Origin of the sequence: Bordetella genomosp. 5, assembly GCF_002261315.1 — a bacterium.
Lineage (GTDB): Bacteria > Pseudomonadota > Gammaproteobacteria > Burkholderiales > Burkholderiaceae_B > Bordetella.
In genome coordinates, this window is the sequence record NZ_NEVP01000009.1 from 33385 (window position 1) to 57331 (window position 23947).

Sequence of the window (23947 nt, forward strand, 5' to 3'; positions counted from 1 at the left end):
ACGTCTATTCATGAAGATCACTCAAGCCCGCGTCATCGTCTGCAGCCCGGGACGAAACTTCGTGACCCTGAAGATCGACACCGACGAGGGGCTGTCGGGCATCGGCGACGCCACCCTCAACGGCCGTGAGCTCGCGGTCGCAGCCTACCTCACCGAGCACGTGATTCCCTGCCTGATCGGACGCGACGCGCACCAGATCGAGGACATCTGGCAATACCTCTATCGCGGCGCCTATTGGCGGCGCGGGCCGGTGACCATGTCGGCCATCGCCGCCGTCGATACCGCGCTGTGGGACATCAAGGCCAAGGCGGCTGGCATGCCGCTGTATCAATTGCTGGGCGGCAAGAGCCGCACGGGGGTGATGGTGTACGGCCATGCCAACGGGCGCGACATCCCCGAGACCGTCGAAGCGGTGTTGCGCTACCGCGAGATGGGCTACCGCGCGATCCGGGCGCAGAGCGGTGTGCCGGGCCTGAACGCCGTGTACGGCGTCGGGCGCGGGCGGATGTTCTACGAGCCCGCCGACGCGGATCTGCCCTCCGAGCACGACTGGTCCACCGAAAAATATCTGGACCATACGCCGCGGCTGTTCGAGGCCGTGCGCGACGCGGTCGGGTGGGACACGCATCTGCTGCACGACGTGCATCATCGGCTCACCCCCATCGAAGCGGCGCGGCTGGGCAAGTCGCTCGAGCCCTACCGGCTGTTCTGGATGGAAGACGCGACGCCGGCCGAGAATCAGGACGCCTTTCGCCTCATTCGTCAGCACACCGTCACGCCGCTGGCGGTGGGCGAAATTTTCAACACGCTGTGGGACTGCAAGGACCTGATCCAGAATCAGCTGATCGATTACATCCGGGCCACGGTCGTGCATGCGGGCGGGATCACGCATCTGCGCCGCATCGCCGATCTTGCCGCGGTGTATCAGGTGCGCACCGGCTGCCATGGCGCCACCGATCTCTCACCGGTCTGCATGGGCGCCGCGCTGCACTTCGACCTGTGGGTGCCGAACTTCGGTGTGCAGGAATACATGCGCCATACCGAAGAGACCGATGCCGTGTTTCCGCACGCCTACACCTTCGACGACGGCATGATGTTTCCGGGCGACGTGCCCGGCCATGGCGTGGAGATCGACGAGGCCCTGGCCGCGAAGTATCCGTATCAGCGTGCCTACCTGCCGGTGAACCGGCAGGCGCACGACGGCACGCTCTGGCACTGGTGAGCGCGATGGCCGTCCGTCTCTCGCCCACCTCACTCGCGCTCCTGGCCGCCGGGGTCGAACGGCCCGCGCATGCGCGCGAACGCCTGCGCCCCGGTATCGTGCACCTGGGGATCGGGGCCTTTCATCGCGCCCACCTCGCGGACGTGACCGACCGCGTTCTCGCCGATCCGGCGCAGGGCGACTGGGGCATCATCGGGGTGTCGCTGCGTCATGCCGACACGCGCGATGCCCTCGCGCCTCAAGGCGGGCTCTACACGCTGGCGTTGCGCGAAGGCGCGGCGGGTGGCGCGATCCGCGAGCGATTGCGGGTGGTGGGCTCGGTGCTGCAGGTGCTCGTGGCGCCCGAGGATCCGCGGGCCGTGCTGGAGCGCATCGCGCATCCGGATACCCGCATCGTGAGCCTCACGGTCACCGAGAAAGGCTACGCGCACGATCCCGCCACGGGCCAGCTGCGTTGGGAAGACCCGGACATCCAGCACGATCTCGACGCGCCCGACGCGCCACGCAGCGCGATCGGCATGATCGTGCATGGCCTCGCGTTGCGCGAGGCGCGCGGCCTGCCGCCCGTCACGCTGCTCTCGTGCGACAACCTGCCGGCCAACGGCGCGACGCTGCGCGGCCTGGTGCTCGCCTTTGCGCAGGAGTACGACCCGGATCTGGCGCGGTGGATCGGATTGCATTGCACGTTTCCGTGCAGCATGGTGGATCGCATCGTGCCGCGTACGACCGAGGCCGACCGCGCGCGCATCTCGGCGAGTCTGGGCGCCGACGATGCCTGGCCCGTGGTCGGAGAGCCCTATCTTGCATGGGTGATCGAAGATCGCTTTGCGCAGGGGCGGCCGGCCTGGGACCGCGTGCCCGGCGTACGCTTCGTGCCGCATGCCGAACCCTACGAACGCGTGAAGCTGCGCATGGTGAACGGCGCGCATTCCACGCTGGCCTATCTGGGCGCGATGGCCGGACACCAGACGGTGCCGCAGGCCGTGGGCGATCCGCATCTGCACGCGTTGATCGACCGCATGCTGAATGACGAGGTCGCGCCCACGCTCGGCGTCGTCGACGGCCTGGACTCGCGTGCCTATGCCGCCGAGCTGATGGCGCGATTCGCGAATCCGGCACTGCCGCATCGCACGCGGCAGATCGCCATGGATGGATCGCAGAAGGTGCCGCAGCGGCTGCTGAATACCTTGCGCGACCGCCTGCGCGCCGGTCAGCCGGCCACGCTGCTGGCGCTGGGCGTGGCGGGCTGGCTGCATTATCTGCGGGGCTACGACGAAACCGGTGCGCGCTATGAGATCGACGATCCCCTGGCCGGCGAGCTGGCCGAGCACCTGGCCCTGGCCGCAGCGCAGGCCCAGGCGGGGCCGCTGGCCGAGGCCGCCTGTCTGCTGACATTCCGTCCGGTGTTCGGTGATCTGGAAGGTAACGAGGCGCTCGCGAATCTGCTGGCGCGCCATCTCGGCGCGCTGCGCGTGCGCGGCGTGGCCGCGACGGTCAGGGAGGTGCTGCCATGAACGAGGCGTTGATACGCCGGGTGCCGGCCGCGGCGCTGCGGGACTGGGCCGTGGGCTGCCTGCGCGCGCACGACCTGGATCAGGACGATGCCGTGTGCCTCGCCGATAGCCTGGTGCAGACCAGTCTGTGGGGGATCGACTCCCATGGCATCGCACGGCTGCCGCACTATCTCAATCGTCTTTCGCATGGCTCCATCCTGGCGCGGCCCCGTATCCGCGTGACCCGCAGCGGGCCCGCCACGGCGCAGGTCGACGGCGGGCAAGGGCTGGGCATCATCGTGGGGCACCGTGCCAACGCGCTGGCCATCGAGCTCGCGCGGGAAGCGGGTGTGGCCGCCGTCGGCGTGAGCGACAGCTCGCACTGCGGAGCCGTCGGGCTGTACAGCCGCCGCGCCGCGCAGGCCGGCCTGATCGGGCTGGCCTTCACGCATTCCGACGCGATCGCCGCGCCCTTTGGCGGCCATGTGCCGTTCTTCGGCACCAACCCGATCTCGATCGCGGTGCCGCGCGAGGGCGGCGAGCCGCTGTGCCTCGATATGGCCACTACGGCGATTCCCTGGAACCGCGTGATGAACGCGCGGCGCGAGCAGCGGAGCCTGCCGCCGGGTGTGGCGCTGGACGAGGCGGGCGAGGACGCGACCGACGCGCAGTCCGTGCGGGCATTGCGTCCGCTCGGCGGGACCGAGTACGGCTACAAGGGCTACGGGCTCGCCATGATGATCGAGGTGCTCTGCGGGCCCTTGAACGGCAATCCCTTCGGGCCGCATATATCGCCGATGTACGAGCGGCTGGATGAGCCGCGTCGGCTCGGCGCCTTTTTCATCGTGATCGACCCGCGGCGTTTCGCGGGCGGCGCCGTGCTGGCCGGTGTCGTGGCGCTGATGGCGAGCGAGCTGGCGCAACAGCCCGGCGCCCCGCAGGTGCCGGGCCAACCCGAGGCGCATACGCAGCGCGAGCGCGAAACGGGCGGCATTCCGGTGGAGGCCGGGCTCTGGCGCGAGATCCAGGCGTGGAGCGCGCGATTGCGCGTGTCGCCGCCCGCCTGAATCAGGGCAGGTCTTGGCGTGGCGGCGCGGACGGCGTCTGGGGCACCGTGTTCGTCTGCGGGTGGGCGGTGCCCGGTGCGGTCTCCGGCGTCATGGGGCGGGCGGTTGCGGGATCCGCGGCGGGCGATCCTGCTGGCGGCACCGGGGTCGCCCCTGTGGGCGCGTCTCCGGTGGCCGCGCCTTGTTCGAGGCGCTCGGCCCGCAGCGAGTACTGCCGCGTGAATACCGCACCGAAGAAGAAGATCTGCGCGGAGTAATAAATCCACAGCAGCAGGGCGATCAGGGAGCCGGCGGCACCATAGGCCGAGGTGGCGGCGCCGTTGCCCAGGTAGAGCCCGATGCCCCATTTGCCGATCAGGAACAGCGCGGCCGTCACGACGGCGCCGGGAATGACATGGCGCCACAGCACATTGGCGCTGGGCAGCAGCTTGAAGACCACCGCGAACAGCGCCGTGACCACCGCGAAGGAAAACAGGCTGGAGATCCATTCGCCGATGATGGCGACGTAAGAGTTGGTCCAGAGGTCGCCGTAATAGCCGCGCGCCACGCCCATCGCGGCGTTGACCATCAGCGACAGCAGGAGGAAGAGGCCCAGCACCAGCACCAGCCCGAAGGACAGCATGCGGCTGCGCACCAGGCCCTGGATGCCGCTGCTCTGGTCGGGGTCGGCCTCCCAGAGTTCGTCCAGACTGGCCTTGAGTTCGGCGAACGCCGTGGTGGCGGAGAACACCAGCACCGAGATCGAGAACAGGGCGGCAAGCCAGCCCTTCCCCGACTCGTGGGCGCTCGCCAGCACGGTCTGAATCACCTCAGCGCCACGCTCGCCGGTCAGATCGCGCACCTGGCCGAACAGCTCCGAGCGCACCGCCTCTTCGCCGAAGAACGCGCCCGCCACCGCGATCACGAGGATCAGCATGGGCGCGAGCGAGAACACCATATAGAGCGATAGCGCGGCACCTTTGCTCGAGGCCCGATGACGGGACCACTGATTCGCCGAGTCTTTCAGCAAGCCGAAGAGCTCTCTGGGGCGGAGGAAGCGGAGCAGGGTGGGCGCGCGCAGTCGCATGGGTACAGTCCGTGTTTGCTGCAATGCTGCAGGGGCAGGCTTGAATCAAGCCGATCTGAGTCCAAGCCCCATTTTAGGGAAGCCGATCCGGCTTCGTGTCAGCCTGCCCAGCACGATGCGTGCCCGGCCCCTCAACGCTGCGATGACGCCGGGGTGGCAGCGGTGTCGGCGGGCGGCGAGCGGTTGTCCCACTGCACCACCGCCATGCCCAGCAGAATGAGCGTCACGCCCGCGAGGCGCGCCCCGCTCGTCGGCCGCACCGGCAGCCCCATCAGACCGAAATGGTCCAGCACCAGCGATGCCAGCATCTGGCCCGCGATCACGCAGACGATGAAATTGGCCACGCCCAGGCGCGGCGCGAGGACGAGCGCCGCCGTTACGTAGACCACCCCGGCGACACCGCCCAGCCACAGCCAGGTCGGCCCGCCGGTGGCCTGGGCGAGGGTGGGGGCCGACACGCGGGCGGCGAGCAGCACGGGCGCCAGTACCGCCACGCTCACCAGCAGCGAGCACAGCGTGGCCCACAGCGGATGGCCCAGCGCGCGGCCGAGGGCGGCGTTGCTGGCCGCCTGAAGCGGGACGGCGGCGCCGGCAAGCACGGCGATGAACAGAGGCACGAGCGCGGGCATGAGGGATTTCCTGGTTCGGTTTCGACCCAGACAGCGTGAACGATGCTCCACATGAATGGAAATTCTTATTTCTAACGTGCATTATTCGTCGCATGGATGAATTGCGACGCATCGACCTGAATCTGCTGCTCACGCTGCATGCCCTGCTGACCGAGCGCCACGTCACGCGTGCCGCCTTGCGGCTGCACAAGAGCCAGCCGGCCGTGAGCCACGCGCTGGCGCAGCTGCGCGCCCATTTCGGCGATCCGTTGCTGGTCAGGCGCGAGGGCGGCCTGCAGCTCAGCGCGCGGGCTCAGGAGCTGTTGCCGCCGTTGAGTCAGGCCTTGTCGGGACTCGACGATGTGCTGCGCACGCCCGCCTTCGAGCCCGGTGCCGCGCGGCGGCGCCTGCGGCTCGGCATGTCGGATTACGCGGCCCGGCTGGTACTGCCGCCGCTGATGCGTCAGTTGCGCGCGCAGGCACCGGGCATCGATCTGGCCGTGAGCCAGGCCGGGCGCGCCACCATGCTGGGCCAGTTGGACGATGGCGAGCTGGATCTGGCGCTCGGCGTGTTTCCGGCGATGCCGGATCACCTGCGCCGCCAGGTGCTGTTCGAGGAGCATTTCACGAGCGTGGCCGACGCCGCGACCCTGCCCGCGCGTGGGGGGCTGTCGTGGGGGCCGTGGCTGGCGCGGCCGCATGTGCTGGTGGCGATGCGGCCGGATGGCGACAACGACATCGACGCCGCGGTGGCCGCGCGCGGCGGGCGCCGCCATGTCGCGCTGGTCTTGCCCCACTGGAGCGCCGCGCTGGATGTCGTGCCGGGAACGGATCTGGTGCTGACCGTGGCCGCGCGCACCGTGGCGGCCGGCCGCTTGCCCCAAGGTTTACGCCGCTTCGCGCCGCCTCTGGCGCTGCCGGCCTTTGCGTTCGAGCAGGTGTGGCACCCGCGCCGCGATGGCGATGCGGCGCTGGGTTGGTTGCGCGCACAACTGGCCGGACTTTGCGGCTGAGCCGATCTCAGCGAGCGGCGCGCACCACGCCCCGTAGCGGCGTGCCCGCGGCGAGCGCGCGGATGTTGTCGGCGATGAAGGCGTAGCGGCGTTCGAGCAGGCCGGGCGTGAGCGCGGACACATGGGGCGTGCAGCGCACATTGGGCAAGGCATGAATGGGAAACGCCGAGGGCGCCACATCGACCTCGCCTTCCGCGGGATAGCGATACCAGACATCGAGCACCGCCCGGCCGAGCCGGCCGTCGGCGAGGCACGCGTAGAGCGCCTGTTCGTCCGCGACCTCCGCGCGTGCCACGTTGATGAGCAGCCCGTCCGGACCCAGGGCCTCGAGCGCGGCCGCGCCCACGCGTCCGCGTGTTTCGGGCGTGAGCGGGCAGCAGAGCACCAGCGCCGCGCAACGTGGCAGCACGTCTTCGAGTTGGGCGGTCGTGACGATCTCATCTGGCACGATGTCGGCATCGACCTTGCCGCTGCGCGTGACGGCGATCACGCGCATGCCCAGCGCGCGCACGCGCCGCCCGATCTCTTCGCCGATGTGGCCGTAGCCCAGGATGGCGACGGTGCTGCCGGCGGCCTCGCGGTGATAGGGCCGAGCGGCATACACCGCCGGCCATGCGCGCGCGTCGAGTTCGGTCGGCAGGCGCCAGGGCTGCAGGAAATGATCGAGCAGCGCGTGCGTCACATACTCGGCGATGGGGATTTCGTGTCCGTGCACGTTGCAGACCGGGCAGGCCGCGGGCAGGGCATCCTGCGAGATCGCGTCGACGCCCGCGCCGGGCACATGCACCAGACGGCCCTGGAACCGCGCGGCTTCGTCGGCGCCGAGGCGGTTGGTGACCAGCACATCGGCTTCGATGGGCCCTTGCGCGGGCAGGGCGCTGGCGGCCTGCACGTCGTGGTCGGCGCCCAGCAGGGCGGCCAGGCGCGGTGCGTTGGGGGCATGCAGCCCCGCAACCAGAATCTTCATGTCGGACGTCCTCAGGAAACGTGGCTGGCGCGCACCAGGAGATCGGTGCGTGCCTTGAAAGCAGGAGACAGGCGCGTGCCCAGGCCATGGCCCGTGGGCGGCAGGGCCACGCCTGCGTCGATATGCGGCAGGTCGGTGACGAGGTCACGGTACCAGGTGGCCAGCGTGGCGCGCACGACCTCCTGGTAGATCGCCGTGGGCGCATGCAGCGCCAGATGCAGGCCGGCCATCAGCGCGACCGGACCGGTGCAGTCGTGCGGCGCGAGCGGCTTGGCGTAGGCCTGGGCCAACGCGGCAATCTTGCGCGCGGTGGTGATGCCGCCGCACCAGCACAGATCGAGCATCACCACGTCGAGCGCATTGGCGGCGAGCAGGTCGCGGAACACCGGCAGGCCGGCGAGCGATTCGCTGCCGCAGATCGGCGTGCGGGTGCGGCTGCGCAGGTCGGCAAGCGTATGGACGTCGTCCATCTTGGAGATCGGATCCTCGGCCCAGAATACGCCGTAGTCTTCGAGGGCCTGGCAGATGCGCAGCGCGGCGTGGTTGCCCCACAAGCCATGCAGCTCGCACATCACCTCGATGTCGTCGCCCACCGCGTCGCGGATGCGCTTGAAGGGCTCGAGCCCGGTTTTCAGGTCTTTGAGGCTGATGGTCTGGCCCTGCGTCTTGGGCGCATAGATGTCGAACGGCCAGATCTTCATCGCCGCGTACCCTTCGTCGCGCAGGCTGGTTGCCAGGGCGCCCGCGTCGCGCATGAAGGCGACCTGATCGTCGTAAGGGCCGGTCGACACATCGGCCGCGCCGATGTCGCGGCGCTTGCCGCTCGTGTTGAAGGCGTAGCCCGCGCAGGTGTTGTACACGGGGATGCCGGTGCGGGCGGCACCGCCCAACGCCTGATACAGCGGCACCTGCTGGCGCTGGCCGGCCAGGTCCCAGAGCGCGATATCGACGGCGCTGGCGGCGCGGATCTCGGCGCCGGAGGCGTTGTAGCCCACATAGGGTTGGGTCAGCAGCGCGTTGATGCTTTCGATGGCGCTGGCGTCGCGCCCGAGCAGTTGCGGCGCGATTTCTGCGTGGATCATGGTCTCGACCGTGGCCGCGCCGCGGAAGGTCTCGCCCAAGCCGGTGAGGCCGTCGTCGGTGTCGATCTCGAGCCAGAGCAGGCTGGGCCGGTCGGGGTGGCGATACGTGCGCAGTTGGGTGATGCGTGACATGGCGAGACGGCCTGATCGGGGAAGCGGGCTTGTAGTGTCGGCAATGCTGTAAAATCTGTCAATAGAAGTTCGTTTTGCTTTACAGCTTTTGGCGCGGCGCCTTGCTCGCGGCAGTGGCTTGCTTCAAACTCCCGCCCCATGAATCACGCATCCACCGACCGGCTTCTCAGCGACAAGGTCTACGAACAACTGCTGGCGCTGCTGGGCAGCGAGGGCTTCGAGATCCACGCCCGCCTGCCCGGCGAGATCGAGCTGGCGCGCCGCCTGTCGGTGTCGCGGCCGGTGCTGCGCCAAGCCTTGGCGCGCCTGCGGGCCGAGGGGCGCATCTCCGCGCGCAAGGGCTCCGGCAACTATGTCGAGGCGCTCAAGCCGCAGGCCGAGATCGTGGAGTTCGGCTCGCTGTCGAGCATTCCGGACATCCAGTCGTTCCTGGATTTCCGCTGCGCCCTCGAAGGCGAAATCGCCGCGCGCGCGGCGGCCCGCCGCGATCCGGAGGCGGTGGCCGAGATCGTGCGCAGGCATGCGGGGTTCGAGCGCGCGCTCCAGGCGGGCAACCCCGGCATCGACGAGGACATCGCGTTTCATGCCGCCGTGGCGGCCGCCTGTGGCAATCGCTTCTTCGAGATGACGATGACGGCCTTGGTGGCGCAGACGCGCTTCAGCATCGATCTCGTGCGCCAGCTGTCGGGCCCCTTCTCGGCCGAGCGGCGCCAGCGCGTCGTTGCCGAGCACGGCGCCATCGTGCAGGCCATCGAGGCGGGCGACGCCGAGCGCGCGCGGGCGGCCATGGTGGCGCATCTGCAAGGCGGGATCGCGCGGCTGTTCGGCGGCCGTGGCGCTGCTGGATAACCCGCATTCGCGCAATCAGCTATTGACAGATTTTACAGCTTAAGCGGAAGATGTCTCCGCCGTGTCCTCCAGGGCCGGCACGGGCACACGCCGTCTCCAGTCGGCCGCGCCCGCATAACGACAAGGAGACATCATGTTCTTGCCTTCCCGGCCGGCCGTCGTGCCCGCCAAGCGGCGCACGCTGGCGCGCCTGGTCGCCGGCCTTTGTGCGGCCCTCGGCGCCAGCGCCGGCAGCACCGCCTTCGCCGCGGATCCTGCCGCGGCCTATCCCCAGAAAGTCATTCGTATCGTCGTGCCCAACCCCGCGGGCGGCGCGTCCGACGTAATGGCACGCCTGATCGGCAAGAAGCTCACCGAACGGTGGGGGCAGGCCGTGGTGGTCGAGAACAAGGCGGGCGCCAATGGCAGCATCGGCGCCAGTTACGTGGCCAAGTCGGATGCCGACGGCTACACGCTGCTGTTGATGGACTCGGGCAGTCTCACGATCTCGCCGAGCATCATGAAGCTGAACTACAGCCCGACCGAAGACCTCGCGCCGGTCTCGGTGGTGGCGTACTCGCCGCACATCCTGGTGGTGAGCAACAAGCTGCCCGTGCACAACGTGCAGGAGCTGATCGATTACGCAAAGGCCAACAAGGGCCGTCTCAATTTCGGTGAAACGCCGGGGTCGATCACGCACCTGGCCGGCGTGTTGTTCGCCAGCCAGACCGGCATCGACTGGAACTACATCGGCTACAAGGGTGGCTCGCAGGTCCTGTCGGACCTGGCAGGCGGACAGATCGACGTGGCGATGAACAGCTTCCTGGCCACCTATCCGCTGGTCAAGGGCGGCACGATCCGCATGCTGGCGGTGGCGAGTCCGGAACGCTTCGCGCCGATTCCCGACACACCGGCTTTGTCCGAGCGCCTGCCGGGCTTTGTCACCGGCTCCTGGCAGACGCTGATGGCACCCGCCGGCACGCCGCCCGCCATCGTCGAGAAGCTGCACGCGACGATCGCCGAGATCGTCAACGAGGCCGACACGAAGCAGCGCTTCGCGGAGCTGGGTTCCGAGCCGGTGAAGATGACGCCGGCCGAGATGGGCCAGTGGCTGCGCAAAGAAACCGATCACTGGGCGCGTGTCGTGAAAGAGGGCGACATCAAGGTGTTCTGAGCGGGATCGTCGGATCACCGCCTCGGCCCGCGCTTCGCGCAATGAAAAAAGCCTCGCAAGGCGAACCTTGCGAGGCTTTTTGGTGCTTGGGCTGCCCCCGGTGAGGCGGGGGCGCCGGCAGTGCAGCGGGACTTAGAAGTCCATGCCGCCCATGCCGCCCATGCCACCCATGCCGCCGGGCATGGCCGGAGCAGCGGGCTTGTCTTCCACCAGCTCGACCACAGCGGCTTCAGCCGTCAGCAGCAGGCTGGCCACCGACGCGGCGTTTTGCAGAGCGGTGCGGGTCACCTTGGTGGGATCCAGCACGCCTTGCTCGACCATGTCGACGTACTCGCCGGTCGCGGCGTTGTAGCCGTAGTTGCCCTTGCCGTTCAGCACGTTGTTGACAACGACGCTGGACTCTTCGCCGGCGTTGGCGACGATGGTGCGCAGGGGCTCTTCGACAGCGCGCAGGATCAGCTTGATGCCGGCGTTCTGGTCGGGGGTGTCACCCTTCAGGTCGGTGATGGCTTGCTTGGCACGCAGCAGAGCCACGCCGCCGCCAGCCACAACGCCTTCTTCCACTGCGGCGCGGGTAGCGTGCAGGGCGTCTTCGACGCGAGCCTTCTTTTCCTTCATTTCGACTTCGGTGGCAGCACCGACGCGAATCACGGCAACACCGCCAGCCAGCTTGGCCACGCGCTCTTGCAGCTTTTCACGGTCGTAGTCGGAGGTGGCTTCTTCGATCTGGGCACGGATTTGCTTCACGCGTGCTTCGATCGAGCGGCCGTCGCCGGCGCCGTCGATGATCGTGGTGTTTTCCTTGGCCACTTCGATGCGCTTGGCTTGACCCAGTTCTTGCAGGGTGGCCTTTTCAAGCGACATGCCGGTTTCTTCGGAGATCACCGTGCCGCCCGTCAGGATGGCGATGTCTTCGAGCATGGCCTTGCGGCGGTCGCCGAAGCCAGGCGCCTTGACGGCGGTGGTCTTCAGGATGCCACGGATGTTGTTGACCACCAGGGTCGCCAGGGCTTCGCCCTCGACGTCTTCGGCGATGATCAGCAGCGGACGGCTCGACTTGGCGACTTGCTCCAGCACCGGCAGCAGATCACGGATGTTGCTGATCTTCTTGTCGTAGATCAGAACGAACGGATCGTCCAGAGCGGCAACTTGCTTCTCGGGCGAGTTGATGAAGTAGGGCGACAGGTAGCCGCGGTCGAATTGCATACCTTCGACGACGTCCAGCTCGTTTTCCAGCGACTTGCCGTCTTCGACGGTGATGACGCCTTCCTTGCCGACCTTGTCCATCGCGTCAGCGATGATCTGGCCGATGGAGCTGTCGCTGTTGGCCGAGATCGAGCCAACTTGAGCGATTTCCTTGCTGGTGGTGACCGGCTTGGAGATCTTTTGCAGTTCGCCGACGGCGGCGGCAACCGCCTTGTCGATACCGCGCTTCAGGTCGATGGGGTTGAAGCCAGCGGCAACGTACTTCAGGCCTTCTTGAACGATGGCTTGAGCCAGCACGGTGGCGGTCGTGGTGCCGTCACCGGCGTTGTCCGAGGTCTTCGAAGCCACGTCCTTGACGAGCTGGGCGCCGATGTTTTCGAACTTGTCCTTCAGTTCGATTTCCTTGGCGACGGAGACGCCGTCCTTGGTCACGGTCGGGGCGCCGAACGAGCGCTCCAGCACGACGTTGCGACCCTTGGGGCCCAGGGTGGTCTTAACAGCGTTGGCGAGAACGTTCACGCCACGCACGATGCGCACGCGGGCGTCATCGGCAAACAGAACTTGTTTGGCAGCCATTTTGTCAGCTTCCTTCTTGAAATCGGTTTCGCAGTTACTGGATCACGGCGAGGATTTCTTCCTCGCGGATGACGAGCAGCTCTTCGCCATCGACCTTGACGCTCTGACCGGCGTACTTGCCGAACAGGACCTTGTCGCCGACCTTCAGGTCGACCGGCAGAACCTTGCCGTCTTCCGTCTTCTTGCCGGGGCCGACAGCCACGACTTCGCCTTGATCAGGCTTTTCAGCGGCGCTGTCCGGAATGACGATGCCCGAGGCGGTTTTGCGCTCGTTGTCCAGGCGTTTGACGATCACGCGATCGTGCAGGGGACGCAGGGCCATGAGGAACTCCTGTTTCTAAAGAAGAGAGAAATGATCGGTTTAGCGCGGGAGCGCTGTTAGCACTCACCGGCGACGAGTGCTAATTATAGGGATGAGTTCTGAGGGTTCAAGGGGGAGGGGCGGTGCTGTTACATCTTTGGTGGGGCGGGGAATTGGGGTCGGTGTCGAAGTTCATTGAACTTGCGATTTGGTTCACAGAACTTGGAGCTCCAAAAATGCGGTGGGAGCCCTATCCATGCGGGCCCACACGACTTTTTGCGGTCGAGGTCCCACTAAGCCGCCGCAGGGGGGCCGTGATCTACCCTATGAGATCTCGGGTTTTTGGTTCACTGAAGTTGGTTTTCGGCGAGAAAAGTTCACTCAAATTGAAGTTCTCCCCAAAAAGTTCATTCAACTTTGACGCTCATTCGCAGAAATCTGTCCCCTCCCAGCGGCAACCCGCGCGACGCCACAGCTTTAGTTAGCTGCGAATGCCTCTGGATGCGCCACTCCATACGCAGCGCCTGTCCACTGGGCTCGATCCCATAGGTCACTGGTGTCGCACAGAGGGCTGTCGTGCTTCTTGGTCTGATTCCAATCCGAATCCACGGCGCGCAAGTGGGACGCATGCGTGCGTTGTTGCGACCGTAGAGTTGACGGGATGAGCGGAAATCAGAGGCTACAAAACACCAATCCGACGCAGCTCCGCTATCCGCACACTGTCCAGGCCGAGTTCAGCCAAAATCTCTTCATTATGCGCGCCGAGGGCGGGCGGGGCGGTTTCTCCCGACACCGGCCCGCCGTTGTAATGAAAAGGCGCTCCCACATACTTGATGCCCGACGCCTCCGGAACCTCTACCAGCACCTGCCGATGAGCGACCTGGGGATCTTGCGTGACCTCCGGAATGCTGTTGATGGGACTGCACGGCACATCGGCCGCTTCAAGACGTTCCAGAAAGTCGTCCCGCCGCCCTTGGGAGAAAACGGCATTGAGCAGCGGCTCCAATTCCGCGTGCCGCGCGGCGCGCATCGGACCATCTGCAAAGCGCGGATCGTCTAGTAGCGCTTCCACCCCCAACGCGTGACAGAAGCGGTGCCATTGAGGTTCGGTATCCACGCAAATGGCAATGGGCTGATCGGCCGTATTGAAGGACTGGAACGGCGCGATCAGCGGATGGCGGCTGCCCAGGCGGACAGGGACTTCGCCAGCATTCAGATACCGCGAAACCGCGTTCTCCATCAGCGCCAGCTGGCAATCCATCATGGATACGTCGACGAACGCGCCTTCGCCGCTCTTATGGCGGCCCTCGACGGCCGCAAGCACCGCGACGGCGGCGAACAGTCCGGACGCGATGTCGCCGATGGACACGCCGACGCGAGCGGGAGGCCCGCCCTCCTGGCCCGTGATGCTCATCATGCCGGACACCGCTTGTGCGATCACGTCAAATGCCGGCTTGTGCCGGTACGGTCCGGTCTGGCCATAGCCGGAGATAGACGCGTAGATCAGTCGGGGATTGATCGCGCGGGCATCCTGGTATCCCAGACCTAGTCGGTCCATGACGCCGGCGCGATTGTTCTCCACGAGAATGTCGCTCTGCGCGATCAGGTCGCGCAGGATCTGCTTGCCTTCTTCCGTCTTGAGATTGAGCGTGATACTGCGCTTGTTGCGGTTCACGCTCATGAAGTACAGGCTTTCGTCATCCCGGAACGGCGCAATGGCACGGGCAAAATCCCCTTCGCCCGGCCGCTCGACCTTGATGACGTCGGCCCCCATCAGGCCGAGCATCCATGTGCAGTAGGGGCCCGCCAACATATGGGTGATGTCGAGGACCTTCAGCCCTTGCAGCGGCTTGTCTTGTGCAATCTGTGCATTCATTTTGCGGTATGGAGCGCGATGCCCCGTGAGGTGTACATACAGGCATGTTGAGGCTATGCACAGATGACAACAATCGCTTAGTTTGCAAGGAACCGTGCATGAAAAGCACGGATTCGAAAGCCGCGTGATTGCCCGAAGCCGACGGGGCGCGACGAGCCCATCGTGGGCTGCCGGGCTATCTGCCTTGCCAGACGGGACGCCGCTTCTCCATGAACGCGCGAACGCCCTCCTGGAAATCCGCCGACATGTAGCAGGCGGACAAGAGGTCGTCGTCCTGGACACCCAGCAGCGAGGCATCGCGCAAACGAAGCAGGGAGGTCTTGGTGGCCCATAGCGTCAGCGGCGCCAGGGTCTGCACGTGCTCCGCAATCTCCTGTGCTCGCGAATGCAGTCGGTCGTCTTCGACGACTTCGCGGATCGTGCCGGCTTCGCGCAGATCGTTCGCACTGAGCAGGCTCGCTGAAAACACCATGTCGCGGACACGCGCCACACCAAGATTTACCGTTAGGCGAGCGTAGTTCTTCGCGCTCAGGCAATTGCCCACGGTGCGCGCGATCGGGAATCCGAACTTCAACGAAGGGCTAGCAAGCCGAATGTCGCAGCTCATGGCAAGCAAGGCGCCTTGGCCCACGCAGGCGCCTGCGATAGCAGCGACGGTGGGCTTGCGCAGGCCTTCGATGGTCTCGAGCAGCGTCTCGCTGCTGCGCTCCAGCGCCACGAACTCTGCAGAAGTGGTGGCGGATTCGAGCTCGCCGAAGTCTGCGCCGGCCATGAAGGCAGGTTTTTCCGCCGGCGCACCGGCGAAAATCACCGCCTTGACGGCCTCATCATCGGCCGCGCGCTGGCACAGAGAGAGGATCTGATGTTCCATGTCCGTTGTCATGGCATTGCGCGCCGAAGGGCGGTCGAACATGATCCACAACGCGCCGTTCTTCAGCTCGCTGCGAATGTGGGAATGCGGGACAGTCAACATTGACTCCTAGGTCGCGGAAAAGCTCAAAAGCTGGCAGTGCGAAATCGGCAGGCTCACTTCGGTCTGCTGGCCCATTTCGATGTTTGCGGCTGGGTCGACAAATGCACGAACCATCAGGCCAGGGCGCACCTCGATCAGCACGTCGCGGTACTCGCCAAGATAGGCGACGCGCGTTACCGTGCCGGAAAGTTGGTTCGCGTGTTCGTGCCGTCCCAAGCGCACGGCCGAGGGGCGGATGCAAAGGCATGCGTCGCCGCCGGGACGGGCGTTGCTCCGATCTTCGCCGTGCAGCGTGATATCCCCGCATTGCAGCGTGCCAGGCGCGGACAGCGTGCCGCGCAGTTCGTTGTTATTGCCGATGAATGACGCCACGAAGGTGTTTGCGGGCCGCGTGAACACGTTGACCGGACTGTCGAACTGCTGGACCTGCCCGCCCTGCATGACGGCGATCTTGTCCGCCGTCACCAGCGCCTCGCCCTGATCGTGGGTGACGTAGACGGTCGTCAGGCCCAGCATGTCATGCACCTGACGGATTTCATGGCGCATTTCCTCGCGCAAGTGCGCATCCAGATTGGACAAGGGCTCGTCGAGCAGCAGGATGTCCGGCTCGACGACCAGCGCTCGTGCGAGCGCCACGCGCTGCTGCTGCCCGCCGGAAAGCTCCGAAGGGTAGCGGTGCGCCAGCGCCGTAAGCCGTACGGTGTCCAGCGCCTTCTTGACGCGCGCCTCCAGATCGGCGCCGGAGACCTTCCGCACCTGCAGGCCAAAGGCGACGTTCTCGAATACGGTCTTGTGCGGCCACACCGCGTAGTTCTGGAACACCAGAGAGATGTTGCGGCGCTCGGGCGGGATCATGACGCCTTTACCTGACACTTGGCGTTCGCCGATCCAGATCGCGCCGTCGGTGGGCTGATCGAAGCCCGCCAGCATCTGCAGCGTGGTCGACTTGCCGCAGCCCGAGGGCCCCAGCAATGCGAGCAGCTCGCCCTGTGCCAACTCCAGGTCGATGCCGCGCAGCACCTGATGCGCGCCGAAGTTCTTGGTAAGTCCTTGAATTCGAATAGCCTTCACGAGCCGACTCCGAGAGAAACAGGTGCGGCACGACGGCGGCGTGCCAGATCCGACAGTACCCTGCCCAGCAGGACGATGAACATCGTGCCCACCAGCAATACGATGCTTGTGGCGCACACGGCTTCGTAGTTGCCGCCGTCCTTGTAGTTGTAGATGAGCGTGGTCATGACATTGGTCTGCGGGGTGATGAGAAACACCGCCACCGACAGCTCGCGCATGACCGGTATGAAGATCAGCATCCAGCCCGAGACCAGCCCGGGCTTCATCAGAGGCAGTGTGATGCTGCTGAAGGTCCGGACCTCGCCGGCGCCAAGAATGCGCGAGGCTTTTTCCAGATCGGGGCCGATGGTCTTGATGATCGAGCCGCCATGCGAGTACGCGATGGGAAGGAAGGTCGCAATGAATGCGAGCACAAGCAGGGCGCCGCTGCCGTACAACCCATAGATGGGTTGCGTGAAGGCGGAAAAATAGCCCACTGACAATACGATGCCGGGAATGATGATGGGCAGCGTTGCCGTGGCGCCCAACAACGAGGCTCCGCGGAAGAGCCGGCGCTCGACCATGTACGCCACCACGACGCCGAGCAGCAGGCAGAACGTTGCCGCCACCGTGGCGTAGCTCAAGGAATTGACGATGGCCGATTGCGTCTGGGGATTGTCCAGCACGGCCCAGCGATACCAGTGCAGCGTCAGGTTGTCCCATGACGGTCCCTGGCCCCAGGCCTTGCTCAGCGACACCAGCGCCAGCGCGGCGTAGGGCAGGAACACCGTCACCAAGGGAACGATCAGTGCCACAGCCAGTGCCGGCCAGCGCCATTTGCCCAGGCCGACCAAGCGCGATCCGCGTGCCTTGCCGCCGATCATGACGTACTGCCGGCGCCCGAGAATGCGTTTGCGCAGGTAGAACAAGGCGCCGGTCATCAGCAGCATCGGCATGCAATAGGCCGCAGCCAGGTTCAGTTCAGGCGGAAAGGTCTGATAGAACTCCGCCAGCTTGGTCGTCACCACCGGCACGCGAGCCGGCGTCAGGAGAAATGCTGGCACCCCGAACAACGTCATCCCCTGGATGAACGACAGGATGAATCCGACCACGATGGCGGGCATGACCAGGGGCAGCGTGATGGTGCGCATGGTGCGCAGGATGCCGCCGCCCAGCATGGCCGAGGCGTCCTCGAGTTCGACCGCCATTTCATCGAGCGCAGTCGCCGCAATGGTGAACGTAAAGGGAACCGTGTACACGGCGCATACGAAGACCGCGCCCCACATGGAATAGATGTTGAGTGGCGATTCTCCCCCGAACAACGGCCGTAGCAATTGATTCAGCCAGCCCGAATTGGGCGCGGCCAGCAGGATCCAGCCCAGTGCGCCAATGAACGACGGTGTGATGAACGCTGCAAGCACCAGCACGCGCACGGTGCCTCGCCCTGGCAAGTCGGTGCGCGCGACCAGCCAGGCCATCGGTACGCCCAGCAGCGTGGCCAGGACCGCCGTGCTGCCCGCCAGAATCAGCGAGTTGAGCATCGGCTCGATCAGCGCAGGCGAGCTGAAGATGCGCGCATAGTTGACGATCGACCAATCGCCCGTGAGGTCGTCGCGCCATCCATTGAGGACGATCCAGCCAACCGGCTGCAACACCAGCAGCGCCAGCGCGACGGCCACGACCAGCGCCACGAGTGCGGCGGGATTGAAGCGGTGCGAAGTCCGGGCGGCCTGTGCAGGCCTCCCGGTAAGTACCATAGACATGGATTTCCCTCTTGTGTCTTGAGGCAGGGCGGGTCAGCCTACCGTCGAGCGCCACAAGGCGATCGTGTCGTTGACCTGGCGGGCCAGATCGTCCGTCGGATTGCGGTACCACTTGATGTTCTCGAGGCTGCGGCCATCTGCCCAAGGGACATCCGCGCGCAAGGTCGGCCAGAAGTTGCGCGAAAGGATTTGCGAGACCTCGGTCGTGTACAGAAAATCCGTAAACAGCTTGGCGGCATTAGGGTGCGGCGCCTTGGCTGGTATCGCGGTCAGGCCCAGATTCAGAATCGCGTCATCGGTCGGCACCTTGACGTCGACGGGCTGCCCGGCGGCCTTCTGCGTCAGGGAATAGCTGAACGGCGCGGCGGCGCCCACCACGCGCTCGCCTGCCAGGATGTCGGTCACCGTGTCCACATTGGACTGGCCCACCTTGGGCTTCTGCGCGGCGAACTTCTTGAAGAAGTCGTCACCGTACTTGTGACGCATCGCCAGCGCCCAATGCGCCACGTCGCCTGACGAAGCCGGACTGCCCACGGTGATCTTGCCGCGCCACGCCTCATCCAGAAGCGCCTGCCAGCTGTCCGGCGGAGTGGCGACCTTCTGCGGCTGAAAGTTGATCGACGTCAGGCTGATCGCGCCCACGTGGAACATGTTGTCCGGATCCAGCGCGCGGAAGGCTTGCGGCAGATGCTCCACACCTGCGGGCTGATAAGGCATCAGCGCATTGATCTTCTTGAGTTCGGTGTAGTGAAGCAGATTGGTAGTGCCGAGCGAGTCGCAATTGGCGGCGTTGTTCTGCAGCTCGAGCCTGAGACGCGTGTAGACGGTTTGCGATCCTTGCCGGAGCAGATTCACCTGGATACCCGGATACCGATTGACGAACGCATCGCGGATGTCTTCGATCGTCTTCTGTTCGTACGATCCCCAGTACAGGTTCAGGGCGCCTTCCTTGCGGGCAGCCTGGTACAGCGGATTGTCCTGAGCGCGAACGGGCAGCAGCGCGCTGCCCGCCATGACTGCCGTTGCGGACATCCCAAGCCGCAACACTTCCCTGCGCGTGTAGTGCTTCATCATTTTTCCCTTTGATATCGTTAGAAGTGGCTTTCAGTAATCGCCGGTGGTGGCGCCACCGTCCACAACCAGGGTCTGGCCGGTCATGTAGCTGGCATCGTCCGACGCCAGAAAGGCGATGACCGACGCAATTTCCTCGGGCTTTGCAGTGCGTTTGAGCGGCATCTTCGCCTGCCAGCCCGCGCGGACTTCCGCAGGGACGTCGGCCAGGATCGATGTCTCGACAATGCCGGGCGCCACCGCGTTGACCAGAATGCCGCGCTTGGCGCCTTCGAGCGCCGCCGTCCGCGTAAGACCGACGATGCCCGCCTTGGCAGCCGAGTAATTGGCCTGGCCGTACGCACCGAAGATCGCGGTGGAGGCCACGTTGACGACTCTGCCCCAACCGCGCTCCGCCATCCAGAGAAACGCGTGCTGGCAGCCCAGCCAGGTACCGCGCAGGTTGACTTCGATGACGGCGCTCCATTCCGCGTCCGACATCTTAAGGAGCGACCGGTCGCGGACGATGCCTGCCACGTTGACGACGATGTCGACGTCCCAGCCTTGTGCGTCGATCGCGCGCTTTGCGGCGCCCCAGCTGTGCCGGTCGGCCACGTCGAGAAAAATGCCGATTGCGTCGTCGCCCAGCTCGGCGGCTGCAGTGGCGACGCGCTCCTCACCGATATCGCCGACGACGATACGCGCGCCTTCATCGCGCAACCGCCGGCACACGGCCAGGCCAATCCCGCCCGCACCACCCGTGACCAACGCTACCTTGCCTTTCATGCGTTGCTGCAACTGCATTCAATTCTCCTCGGCGTTGGCGACCGCGAATACGTCTTCGCCTTCCTGCACCACGACGCCGTCCTGGTTCTTCAAACGGATGGAAACCCGGACCACGCCAAACGGTTTGCTGCGGCTGGGTCGGACCTCGGACACTTCGGCTTCGTAGTTCACGGTGTCTCCGGCAAGGATCGGCGCGGTGAAGCGGCGCCGTGTTTCCATGAAGGCGACAATCTCCCAGTCATCGATGGGCGAGCGCAGACCGGTGCTGAGCGAGTGTCCCAGCATGCCGTGGGCGATGCGTCTGCCGAATCCGTTCTCGCGGGCGGCAACTTCGTCCATGTGCAAGGGATTGAAGTCGCCGGTCAATCCCGCAAAGCCGACGATATGGCTTTCGGTGACGGTGACGCGAGAGGAAACGTAGCGTTCCCCGACTGTGATGCGATCGACGGATACGCGCATTCAAGACTCCACGGGAGCAAAAACGGGCAAATGGAGGCCGTCGCCCAGCGTGGCGAACTGCACCTGCATGGGCATGCCGACGCGAAGGCCGTCCAGGACGGGGCAACGGGTGAGCATGAGCGGACCTTCTTCTAGCTCGACCAGCACACAGGCATACGGCGCCTTCTGGACGCCGCCACGATGAATGATCGTGTACGAGAACAAGGTGGCGCGGCCGCACGCCGGCACCCACCGGGGCGCGACTCTCGGATCCGTCACGCTGTGCGCGCGGGGATACCATTGATAGACCCCGGTCGAAGGGCATTGCTGAATCAGGAGACGCGCTTCATTGGCGGCGTCCCAGAACGGCTGACTAGTGGCATCGCGTACCGGAACATGGCTGATGTCGAACATGGCTGTCTCTCAAATTGTCAGGATGGCGGTCGCGGCGGCGCAGAACGTGCCACCCAGGCCGTGTACGAGCGCGGTCCGCGCGTCCGGCACCTGCACGCCGGGGCCTTCACCGCGAAGCTGGCGCGCGCCCTCGATCAGCGCGAAGATGCCGCGCTTGCCGGGATGATTCGACGAAAGGCCGCCGCCATCCGTGTTGCAGGGCAGGGCGCCGCCCAGCGTCAGCTGGCCGGCTTCGGCGAAGGCGCCGCTTTCGCCGCGCTGGCAGAACCCCAGGTCCTCCAGCGCGAGAAGTGGGGTGATGGTGAACGCGTCATAGAGCTGCGCGACGTCGATGTCGCTTGGCTTCAGGTTCGCCATGGCGAATGCCGCTGGGCCGGACAGCGCCGCGGGCGTCTTCAGGTCAGTATCGATCTGGCTGAGCTGCGTGCGCACTGTCGCGGAGCCAAATCCCGACAGCAGCACCGGCTTCTGGCGCAGATCGCGGGCGCGCTCGGCGCTGGTCATCACCACCGCGCCACCGCCATCTGTCACGACGCAGCAGTCCAGGCGATGCAGCGGGTCGGCGATCATCGGGGAGGCCAGCACTTCGTCCACGGTGATCGGGGCGCGCAGCCTTGCGTCGGGATTGGCTAGTGCGTGGGACCGAAACGTGACTGCCACGCTCGCGAGTTGCTCTGGCGTGGTGCCGTAAAGGTGCATGTGCCGGCGTGCATATAGCGCGTAGGCCGAGATCAGCGTCGGACCATAGGGCAGCTCATACTGGCCCGGTCCGGCGGGCAGGACGAAGGGGTCGAACGAGGGGGTGGTGAGCGGCCACCAGCGCGGCGTCGCCGCATAGCTGATCACCACGACCTCAGCCAGGCCGGCCGCAATCGCCGCCGCGGCGTGACCGGCATGAACGATGTAGGAGCAGCCGCCCACGTCCGTGCTGTTGAACCAGGTAGGACGCAATCCCGCGTACTCGGCAAACTCGGTGACGCTGTTCACGCCGCCGCCTTCCGCCCAATCTCCCGCGGCCACGCACAGTCCGTCGACATCGGCCAATTCCAGGCCGGCATCCGCCAGCGCGCCCATGACGCATTCCATCTGGATCTGATACGGATGGACCTGAGGCGCATCGCGCCGGGCAGATTCGTACACGCCAACGATGGCTGTCCGACCGGAAATGTTCATGACTTCCCCCGATAGGTGCTTTGGTGGTCTCGAGTGGGACCTAGCATGGCGGCAAGAATGGCGGAATCCAAATAGGCCAACAAGCAGTTTGGAGATCACGAATTGGTGCTTCTGATGAACACGATATGCAGCCCTATTGCTTTTAGGGGATAACACCTATTGTGAGGAGGTAGCGCGAAATGGCTGTATATAAGGCTTTCCCGGTGTCCAAGATTCAAAATGAGCTATCGACGTCTGCCGCCATTGATCGCGGTCCGTGCATTTGATGCGTTCAGTCGCAGTGGTAGCGTGCGGGCAGCAGCCGATATGCTGGCTATCTCACATACCGTGGTGTCGCGCCATATCCAGAACCTAGAGGAGGCGGTCGGAACCGAATTGGTCAGAAAGGATGGTCGCGGTCTGACCTTGACGCGTGAAGGCGAGAGATTTGCCGCGAAGACGCAACGCGCGCTCGACCTCATCGCCGACGCCTGCGGCGAACTCGTCCACGGCCGGGGCGACGCCATACACGTCTGCTGCATGGCCGGGCTTGCGTCGCGCCGCCTTCTGATGCGTTTGCCAGAACTTGAGAGCCGGCTGGACGGGAAGGAATTGATTCTCCAGCCGACCACCGCGCGTCCCGATTTCAGCAAGGATGAGGCCGATGCCGAAATCATTTATCTGGAGCAGCCTTTGATTGGCGAAGGCCTGCGTGCCGAGATATTCGCAAGACCCCGCATCCTGGCAGTCTGCAGTCCGGCGTTTCGCGAACGCTTTCCCGAAGTCGATGACCCGCAGGACCTCGTGACGGTGCCGCTGCTGCACGAACAATCGACCGACCAGTGGGAGAAATGGCTGCGCGCCGTCGGCGTTTCCCAGTTGCCCATCCTTCGCGGGCCCAGGTTATGGCACGGGCACCTGACGATGGAGGCCGCGCAATTGGGGCAGGGCGTGGCGCTTGTGAGCGAGCTGCTCGCCAATGACAGGATCGCCCGCGGCGATCTGGTGGATATCCTGCCGAATATCTCGGTGCAGATGGGAGGCTATTACTTTGTCGCGCCGGAACGCAAATGGAATGATTCCGCCATTGCCGCCGTCAGGCAATGGCTCACCGAAACCCTTGCATGAAGCCCATGAGCACATTACCTACGCTTGATTTGACCGTCGACCCGCAGTGGATCGACGAGTATGGCCACATGAACGCCGCGCATTATGTCGGCGTATTTGACCGGCACGGCTTCGAACTGCTCAAGGCGTTCGGCGTCGGGCTGGACTACACCGCAGCGTCGAATTGCGGCATCTACACGATGCGCATCGATGTGAACTACCTGCGCGAGGTCGTCTTGGGAGACCCCTTGCGGTTATGCGCAAGGGTGCTGGAAGCGGACGACAAACGGCTGCTTTGCCTGCTGGAGCTATGGCAAACGCGCGGAAACTATCTGGCCGCCACGATGGAGCAGTTGTCGTTGCACGTTGATCTGAGCGCCAGGCGCGCAATCCCCTTCCCGCTGGAGTTGGCAGAGCGGCTGGCCCGACTGGCGCGCGAACATGCGCATCATTCCCTGCCAATCGGGTTTAGAAGGAGTTTGCCGCTGGCCAGGCAGCCCTAACGCCACCAGCAGACGCATGCGAAAGGGTAGGAAAGTTAGAAGCAGCCCAGCCCGGGGCGTGAGGTGGCCGGAGGCGGGGGGCGGGGCGACGGTACCGTCT

At 65.4% G+C, this 23947-nt stretch carries 22 protein-coding genes and 1 pseudogene; 8 read left to right on the forward strand and 15 right to left on the reverse strand.

Annotation, left to right across the window (positions count from 1 at the left end; genetic code table 11):
* The first annotated feature begins 10 nt into the window (after positions 1 to 10).
* Genes manD through CAL25_RS14680 form a run of 3 tightly spaced genes read left to right on the forward strand, consistent with a single transcriptional unit; the run spans position 11 to position 3782 of the window.
* Positions 11 to 1222, forward strand: a complete 1212-nt coding sequence (manD, locus tag CAL25_RS14670) for a D-mannonate dehydratase ManD (RefSeq protein ID WP_094801297.1) — start codon at positions 11 to 13, stop codon at positions 1220 to 1222.
* Positions 1223 to 1227: 5 nt separating this feature from the next.
* Positions 1228 to 2736: a mannitol dehydrogenase family protein gene (locus tag CAL25_RS14675; protein WP_094801299.1), complete on the forward strand. Its 1509-nt coding sequence runs from the start codon at positions 1228 to 1230 to the stop codon at positions 2734 to 2736.
* On the forward strand, positions 2733 to 3782 hold the full coding sequence (locus CAL25_RS14680; RefSeq protein WP_094801301.1) for an Ldh family oxidoreductase: 1050 nt from the start codon (positions 2733 to 2735) through the stop codon (positions 3780 to 3782). The genes CAL25_RS14675 and CAL25_RS14680 overlap by 4 nt, the downstream gene beginning before the upstream one ends.
* Positions 3783 to 3957: 175 nt before the next feature.
* On the opposite strand, the pseudogene CAL25_RS14685 reads toward CAL25_RS14680, so the two are convergent.
* Together CAL25_RS14685 and CAL25_RS14690 are read right to left on the reverse strand one after the other, a co-directional pair.
* A pseudogene (locus CAL25_RS14685) lies at positions 3958 to 4848 on the reverse strand (YihY/virulence factor BrkB family protein); the annotation flags it as partial.
* A 131-nt stretch (positions 4849 to 4979) separates the two neighbouring features.
* Positions 4980 to 5477, reverse strand: coding sequence for a DMT family transporter (locus CAL25_RS14690; protein WP_094801305.1), 498 nt, complete (start codon positions 5475 to 5477; stop codon positions 4980 to 4982).
* A 92-nt stretch (positions 5478 to 5569) separates the two neighbouring features.
* Here CAL25_RS14690 and CAL25_RS14695 point away from each other — a divergent pair, with 92 nt between their 5' ends.
* The gene (locus tag CAL25_RS14695; protein WP_094801307.1) at positions 5570 to 6469 is read left to right on the forward strand and encodes a LysR family transcriptional regulator; all 900 of its coding nucleotides are present in this window, start codon (positions 5570 to 5572) and stop codon (positions 6467 to 6469) included.
* A 7-nt stretch (positions 6470 to 6476) separates the two neighbouring features.
* On the opposite strand, the gene CAL25_RS14700 is transcribed toward CAL25_RS14695, so the two are convergent.
* On the reverse strand, positions 6477 to 7436 hold the full coding sequence (locus CAL25_RS14700; RefSeq protein ID WP_094801309.1) for a 2-hydroxyacid dehydrogenase: 960 nt from the start codon (positions 7434 to 7436) through the stop codon (positions 6477 to 6479).
* Between the two features lie 11 nt (positions 7437 to 7447).
* On the reverse strand, positions 7448 to 8650 hold the full coding sequence (locus tag CAL25_RS14705; RefSeq protein WP_094801311.1) for a mandelate racemase/muconate lactonizing enzyme family protein: 1203 nt from the start codon (positions 8648 to 8650) through the stop codon (positions 7448 to 7450).
* 138 nt (positions 8651 to 8788) lie between these two features.
* On the opposite strand from CAL25_RS14705, the gene CAL25_RS14710 reads away from it, so the two are divergent.
* Entirely contained in the window at positions 8789 to 9499 is a 711-nt protein-coding gene (locus CAL25_RS14710; protein ID WP_094801313.1) for a FadR/GntR family transcriptional regulator, read from the forward strand.
* Between the two features lie 133 nt (positions 9500 to 9632).
* On the forward strand, positions 9633 to 10652 hold the full coding sequence (locus CAL25_RS14715; protein WP_094801315.1) for a Bug family tripartite tricarboxylate transporter substrate binding protein: 1020 nt from the start codon (positions 9633 to 9635) through the stop codon (positions 10650 to 10652).
* Between the two features lie 132 nt (positions 10653 to 10784).
* On the opposite strand, the gene groL is transcribed toward CAL25_RS14715, so the two are convergent.
* The 11 genes from groL to CAL25_RS14770 all read right to left on the reverse strand — a co-directional run bounded on the left by groL (position 10785) and on the right by CAL25_RS14770 (position 22258).
* Positions 10785 to 12434, reverse strand: a complete 1650-nt coding sequence (gene groL / locus CAL25_RS14720; RefSeq protein WP_094801317.1) for a chaperonin GroEL — start codon at positions 12432 to 12434, stop codon at positions 10785 to 10787.
* A gap of 34 nt (positions 12435 to 12468) precedes the next feature.
* On the reverse strand, positions 12469 to 12756 hold the full coding sequence (gene groES, locus CAL25_RS14725; RefSeq protein ID WP_094801319.1) for a co-chaperone GroES: 288 nt from the start codon (positions 12754 to 12756) through the stop codon (positions 12469 to 12471).
* Between the two features lie 658 nt (positions 12757 to 13414).
* On the reverse strand, positions 13415 to 14611 hold the full coding sequence (locus CAL25_RS14730) for a CaiB/BaiF CoA transferase family protein (protein ID WP_094801321.1): 1197 nt from the start codon (positions 14609 to 14611) through the stop codon (positions 13415 to 13417).
* A gap of 175 nt (positions 14612 to 14786) precedes the next feature.
* The gene (locus CAL25_RS14735) at positions 14787 to 15584 is read right to left on the reverse strand and encodes an enoyl-CoA hydratase (protein ID WP_094801323.1); all 798 of its coding nucleotides are present in this window, start codon (positions 15582 to 15584) and stop codon (positions 14787 to 14789) included.
* Between the two features lie 6 nt (positions 15585 to 15590).
* Positions 15591 to 16655, reverse strand: coding sequence for an ABC transporter ATP-binding protein (locus CAL25_RS14740; RefSeq protein ID WP_094801325.1), 1065 nt, complete (start codon positions 16653 to 16655; stop codon positions 15591 to 15593).
* Positions 16652 to 18397, reverse strand: coding sequence for an ABC transporter permease (locus tag CAL25_RS14745; RefSeq protein WP_094801327.1), 1746 nt, complete (start codon positions 18395 to 18397; stop codon positions 16652 to 16654). Before CAL25_RS14745 ends, CAL25_RS14740 begins: the two co-directional genes overlap by 4 nt.
* Positions 18398 to 18430: 33 nt before the next feature.
* Positions 18431 to 19468, reverse strand: coding sequence for an ABC transporter substrate-binding protein (locus CAL25_RS14750; RefSeq protein ID WP_094801328.1), 1038 nt, complete (start codon positions 19466 to 19468; stop codon positions 18431 to 18433).
* Positions 19469 to 19501: 33 nt separating this feature from the next.
* Positions 19502 to 20251: an SDR family oxidoreductase gene (locus CAL25_RS14755; RefSeq protein ID WP_094801330.1), complete on the reverse strand. Its 750-nt coding sequence runs from the start codon at positions 20249 to 20251 to the stop codon at positions 19502 to 19504.
* On the reverse strand, positions 20252 to 20692 hold the full coding sequence (locus tag CAL25_RS14760) for a MaoC/PaaZ C-terminal domain-containing protein (RefSeq protein WP_094801332.1): 441 nt from the start codon (positions 20690 to 20692) through the stop codon (positions 20252 to 20254).
* Positions 20693 to 21085 (reverse strand): Zn-ribbon domain-containing OB-fold protein, encoded by a 393-nt coding sequence (locus tag CAL25_RS14765; RefSeq protein ID WP_094801334.1) that lies wholly within the window; start codon positions 21083 to 21085, stop codon positions 20693 to 20695. It abuts the gene before it with no gap.
* 9 nt (positions 21086 to 21094) lie between these two features.
* A complete protein-coding gene (locus CAL25_RS14770; protein ID WP_094801336.1) occupies positions 21095 to 22258 on the reverse strand; it encodes a thiolase C-terminal domain-containing protein in 1164 nt (387 codons plus the stop codon).
* A gap of 219 nt (positions 22259 to 22477) precedes the next feature.
* On the opposite strand from CAL25_RS14770, the gene CAL25_RS14775 reads away from it, so the two are divergent.
* Both CAL25_RS14775 and CAL25_RS14780 read left to right on the forward strand, forming a co-directional pair.
* Positions 22478 to 23365: a LysR substrate-binding domain-containing protein gene (locus CAL25_RS14775; RefSeq protein ID WP_094801338.1), complete on the forward strand. Its 888-nt coding sequence runs from the start codon at positions 22478 to 22480 to the stop codon at positions 23363 to 23365.
* Positions 23366 to 23370: 5 nt separating this feature from the next.
* Positions 23371 to 23847: a thioesterase family protein gene (locus tag CAL25_RS14780; RefSeq protein ID WP_094801592.1), complete on the forward strand. Its 477-nt coding sequence runs from the start codon at positions 23371 to 23373 to the stop codon at positions 23845 to 23847.
* Positions 23848 to 23947 lie beyond the last annotated feature (100 nt).

What these genes read in the sequence shown, in the direction of transcription:
- CAL25_RS14775 (WP_094801338.1), top strand. Translation starts at nt 22,478, where the DNA reads ATGAGCTATCGACGTCTGCCGCCATTGATCGCGGTCCGTGCATTTGAT.
- CAL25_RS14705 (WP_094801311.1), bottom strand. Translation starts at nt 8,650, where the DNA reads ATGTCACGCATCACCCAACTGCGCACGTATCGCCACCCCGACCGGCCC.
- CAL25_RS14680 (WP_094801301.1), top strand. Translation starts at nt 2,733, where the DNA reads ATGAACGAGGCGTTGATACGCCGGGTGCCGGCCGCGGCGCTGCGGGAC.
- CAL25_RS14750 (WP_094801328.1), bottom strand. Translation starts at nt 19,468, where the DNA reads ATGAAGCACTACACGCGCAGGGAAGTGTTGCGGCTTGGGATGTCCGCA.
- CAL25_RS14690 (WP_094801305.1), bottom strand. Translation starts at nt 5,477, where the DNA reads ATGCCCGCGCTCGTGCCTCTGTTCATCGCCGTGCTTGCCGGCGCCGCC.
- CAL25_RS14780 (WP_094801592.1), top strand. Translation starts at nt 23,371, where the DNA reads ATGAGCACATTACCTACGCTTGATTTGACCGTCGACCCGCAGTGGATC.
- CAL25_RS14715 (WP_094801315.1), top strand. Translation starts at nt 9,633, where the DNA reads ATGTTCTTGCCTTCCCGGCCGGCCGTCGTGCCCGCCAAGCGGCGCACG.
- CAL25_RS14745 (WP_094801327.1), bottom strand. Translation starts at nt 18,397, where the DNA reads ATGTCTATGGTACTTACCGGGAGGCCTGCACAGGCCGCCCGGACTTCG.
- CAL25_RS14760 (WP_094801332.1), bottom strand. Translation starts at nt 20,692, where the DNA reads ATGCGCGTATCCGTCGATCGCATCACAGTCGGGGAACGCTACGTTTCC.
- groES (WP_094801319.1), bottom strand. Translation starts at nt 12,756, where the DNA reads ATGGCCCTGCGTCCCCTGCACGATCGCGTGATCGTCAAACGCCTGGAC.
- CAL25_RS14700 (WP_094801309.1), bottom strand. Translation starts at nt 7,436, where the DNA reads ATGAAGATTCTGGTTGCGGGGCTGCATGCCCCCAACGCACCGCGCCTG.
- manD (WP_094801297.1), top strand. Translation starts at nt 11, where the DNA reads ATGAAGATCACTCAAGCCCGCGTCATCGTCTGCAGCCCGGGACGAAAC.
- CAL25_RS14695 (WP_094801307.1), top strand. Translation starts at nt 5,570, where the DNA reads ATGGATGAATTGCGACGCATCGACCTGAATCTGCTGCTCACGCTGCAT.
- CAL25_RS14710 (WP_094801313.1), top strand. Translation starts at nt 8,789, where the DNA reads ATGAATCACGCATCCACCGACCGGCTTCTCAGCGACAAGGTCTACGAA.
- CAL25_RS14675 (WP_094801299.1), top strand. Translation starts at nt 1,228, where the DNA reads ATGGCCGTCCGTCTCTCGCCCACCTCACTCGCGCTCCTGGCCGCCGGG.
- CAL25_RS14765 (WP_094801334.1), bottom strand. Translation starts at nt 21,085, where the DNA reads ATGTTCGACATCAGCCATGTTCCGGTACGCGATGCCACTAGTCAGCCG.
- groL (WP_094801317.1), bottom strand. Translation starts at nt 12,434, where the DNA reads ATGGCTGCCAAACAAGTTCTGTTTGCCGATGACGCCCGCGTGCGCATC.
- CAL25_RS14755 (WP_094801330.1), bottom strand. Translation starts at nt 20,251, where the DNA reads ATGCAGTTGCAGCAACGCATGAAAGGCAAGGTAGCGTTGGTCACGGGT.
- CAL25_RS14770 (WP_094801336.1), bottom strand. Translation starts at nt 22,258, where the DNA reads ATGAACATTTCCGGTCGGACAGCCATCGTTGGCGTGTACGAATCTGCC.
- CAL25_RS14735 (WP_094801323.1), bottom strand. Translation starts at nt 15,584, where the DNA reads ATGTTGACTGTCCCGCATTCCCACATTCGCAGCGAGCTGAAGAACGGC.
- CAL25_RS14730 (WP_094801321.1), bottom strand. Translation starts at nt 14,611, where the DNA reads ATGAATGCACAGATTGCACAAGACAAGCCGCTGCAAGGGCTGAAGGTC.